This is a genomic window from Endozoicomonas sp. YOMI1, from assembly GCF_024606345.1.
Lineage (GTDB): Bacteria > Pseudomonadota > Gammaproteobacteria > Pseudomonadales > Endozoicomonadaceae > Endozoicomonas.
This window is the reverse complement of record NZ_JAHHPM010000586.1, coordinates 1-3245: the sequence shown is the minus strand read 5'-3', so window position 1 is coordinate 3245 and position 3245 is coordinate 1. Positions and strand designations below refer to the sequence as shown.

Below are 3245 nucleotides of genomic sequence, written 5' to 3'. Positions count from 1 at the left end.
GGTGGACAGGCAGATATTGCGCGAAAGGCAAAAAGCTTTCTGGCTGACGCCGCTTCCCCGCTGTTGATCGATGAGGCCTTGCCACTGTTCAGAAGTGCGGCGGTTTGGTTGTTTTTGATTCACGGCTCGCTCCTGTTTTTGAAACAGGTGTTAGCGTGGCAGACAGATGATGGGTTTTGAAGACGTCCTTAAATAAGCGCTTACGCTCTAGCATAGAAGCTAAGAAATATCCGTTTTCAATATTTACACTACTTATGAACTAATTCTCCCTGTATAAAAACACAGTATCACTCAGGACTTATGCCACACTTTTTCAGGTTTCTGATTCAGAACTCTTTCTGCTATTTTTAATAGAAATCTGACCATTTAGCGTCCAGAAATCATAAATCACACCAAGGCCAAAAAAGCCAAAGTATATTATCGATAACTTTACTATGAGTGTCGTTCATTGTTATTACCTGAACCGCAATTACGCTACCGCCCCTCTTTTTCCATTTTTTAGAGTATTATGGCAATTCTGCGTTGCACGACAATTTATATATAGTTGTATAAAGGTAAAATAGTACCATAGAACTGATCATTGACGTATTTTTTTTACTCTTGTTTTTACCGCTGCTCCTATTTATCAATGGACCTGTCTGGATTGATTGGATGGTATTGTTGTGAGGCTGAAGAACAATTGGTTGATATTTAACCAGCCATTCTCACCCCGCCTGCCTAAAAGGCTAGCTTTAGCTCCTAACCGTTTATCCACAATCTTTTCCACACAAACTCCGGATAACTGAAAAGGGGATAATAATCCCACAATCATGTACTGCAACGGGTTATAACGAGCTACTGACAGCATAAACACAACCTGTCAACAACTTATCCACTGACTGCTGGATAATACTGACTGGGAATCAGCAAGCTGAAAGGACGTTCAAAGCTTTGGAGAATGACCGTTATTGACCACGCCACTGCCGTCCAGCAATTCATTTAGCGGAAGGATGGTTATGGGCAAACCAGACTGACCGGACATTGGCTTCTTTGGTGAAAGCAATGCGCTGGTCTGCGTCCATTTTTTCCTGGCGTTGGCGTACCAGTACTGGCTGGTTGAAGTTATCCACAACCTCTGGTTTCAGGCCAAAGGCTTCAGCGTTCTGCTTCAGGTGCTCCCGGTAGGCTTTCGCCCGTTCGGGGTGGTTTCGATAGGCTTTGCGGATTGCTGAAAAACGACGGTTGCCGCTTTCAACTACACGATTGGCCAATGCCTCTTTCATAAAGGTCGGCGTAATACCACGGCCACTTTTTCGGGCTTTCATCTCCAACCGGCGCTGACTCTCAATCAGCTTGCGAACACAACGCTTCTTGCTTTCATCCCCACGATGCCAGTTAAGCGAGCGGAGTTCCAGCACTGCGCAGGGGAATGGTTCGACCTCGGCAAAACCCACCGGCGTCCACCCTAACGGATGCCAGGCGACCGTTGCCGTTTCAATCCCTGAAAATAACGACAGGTATTTTATGGGTTCCCTCCCACGTTCTACGCAAAGTTAATAATCCGTTCCACCAGATGCTCTACTTTCTGGCGACGCCAGCCTCGCTCCGGATGCAATACAAACTCCAGCAACACATCCACCGCTGTTGAATACAACCGTTCAAGCGCCTCCTGACTCATGCTGGAAAACTTCATTTCATTTATCCTCACGGGCCTCCACCATTGAAATCAGGTCTCCCTTTAGGCACATATTGGAAAAGCCTTACATTGCACGTTGAAGGTAAAGAATATTTGTACTAAAGTTACTGTAATAAAAGTTACAGTAATAAATTTACGATGAAGTTTTACAATCGGGAAACAGAGCTTAACCACTTGCAAAACTGGAGCAATAAGGCAGCCACTGGCGGAGCAATAATGACGATTGTCATAGGCCGCAGGAGAGTGGGAAAAACCGCTTTATTGAACCAGGCTTTCCCCCGGGGAGGTGAGCATCGGTCCCTCTATCTGTTTGTTTCGAGAAAGCAGGAACGCCTGCTCTGTGAGGAGTTTGTTGAGCAAATACGCGCTTTGTTAAACGTTCCCATTTTCGGCAATCCGTCCTCACTCAGGGAAGTGATGGAAATATTGCTGCAATACAGCTGTACCGAACCATTATCCCTTATCCTGGATGAGTTTCAGGATATTCAGCGCGTCAATCCCGCTTTTTTTTCAGAACTCCAGCATCTCTGGGATCAGTACAAAGATAAAAGCCAGATGCATCTGATTTGCTGTGGTTCACTTTACAGCCTGATGACGCATTTGTTCCAGAACAGTAAAGAACCACTGTTTGGTCGTGCTGACAACCGGATTAATCTGCAACCTTTGAGAACCCAATTCATTGCTGAACTCCTCCATGATCAAAAAAGATTCAGCCCGGAGACCCTGTTGCAATGGTACATGCTCAGCGGCGGTGTCCCAAAATACCTGGAGTGGCTGGTCAATACCGATGCCCATGAAAACATCTGGCAGACACTGGTCAGTGAACACAGCTTACTGATTGAAGAGGGTCACTACCGGCTGGCCGAAGAGTTCGGTCCGGAGCATGGCACGTATTTTTCCATACTGTCGGCCATCGCTGCAGGCCACACCAGCCGCCCAGCCATAGAGTCACTGTTGGAAATATCCGTCGGACCACAACTGGATCGATTGGAAAAAGAGTTTGAAATTATTGAACGACATCGACCCGTGCTATCCAAACCGGGTACACGACTGGTGAAGTACAGAATGGTGGATGCATTTCTGGCATTCTGGTTTCGCTTTATATATCGCCATCGCAGCGCCATAGAAATAGGCAACTATAGCTTTATTCATCAGGTGATTGAACGGGATTACCCCACCTGGAGCGGGCATTGGCTGGAACAGATGCACCGTGAGCACATCGCTGCCAGTGGGCAATACAATATTGTCGGCAGCTACTGGGAGCGGGGAAACCAGAACGAGATCGATATTGTTGCCATCAACGAACTGGAAAAAATTGCATTAATTGCAGAAGTAAAACGCAATCCGGCCAATATCCGGTTATCCCGCCTGCAGGAAAAAGCGGAAAAACTTCGTAAGCAGCTGAAAGGGTTCGATGTGCGGTTTGAAGGGTTTTCGCTGGAAGATTTTAGCGATTAAATAATAAAAAAGACGACATTATTCTGGACTTGCATAATCGTCTGGCATTCGAGCTGGTATCCCGCTACGACGTGATATTTTTGCCCGCCTTTACCACAAAAGGCATGGTCAC

The 3245-nt window shown here is 46.4% G+C and carries 4 protein-coding genes; 2 read left to right on the top strand and 2 right to left on the bottom strand.

From position 1 onward, the window contains the following. The coding region (locus KDK15_RS20530) for a hypothetical protein (RefSeq protein ID WP_257297267.1) at positions 1–180 on the top strand (180 nt) is incomplete at its 5' end. A 794-nt stretch (positions 181–974) separates the two neighbouring features. Here KDK15_RS20530 and KDK15_RS21645 read toward each other — a convergent pair. Further along, positions 975–1433, bottom strand: coding sequence for a hypothetical protein (locus KDK15_RS21645; RefSeq protein ID WP_257297266.1), 459 nt, complete (start codon positions 1431–1433; stop codon positions 975–977). An 89-nt stretch (positions 1434–1522) separates the two neighbouring features. Beyond that, complete coding sequence (locus tag KDK15_RS20520; protein ID WP_257297265.1) at positions 1523–1672, bottom strand: hypothetical protein; 150 nt, start codon at positions 1670–1672, stop codon at positions 1523–1525. 141 nt (positions 1673–1813) lie between these two features. Here KDK15_RS20520 and KDK15_RS20515 point away from each other — a divergent pair, with 141 nt between their 5' ends. Then, positions 1814–3133 (top strand): ATP-binding protein, encoded by a 1320-nt coding sequence (locus KDK15_RS20515; protein WP_257297264.1) that lies wholly within the window; start codon positions 1814–1816, stop codon positions 3131–3133. Positions 3134–3245 lie beyond the last annotated feature (112 nt).

Excerpts from the sequence above, each read along its gene's own strand:
- KDK15_RS20520 (WP_257297265.1), bottom strand. The coding sequence starts at position 1,672 with ATGAAGTTTTCCAGCATGAGTCAGGAGGCGCTTGAACGGTTGTATTCA.
- KDK15_RS20515 (WP_257297264.1), top strand. The coding sequence starts at position 1,814 with ATGAAGTTTTACAATCGGGAAACAGAGCTTAACCACTTGCAAAACTGG.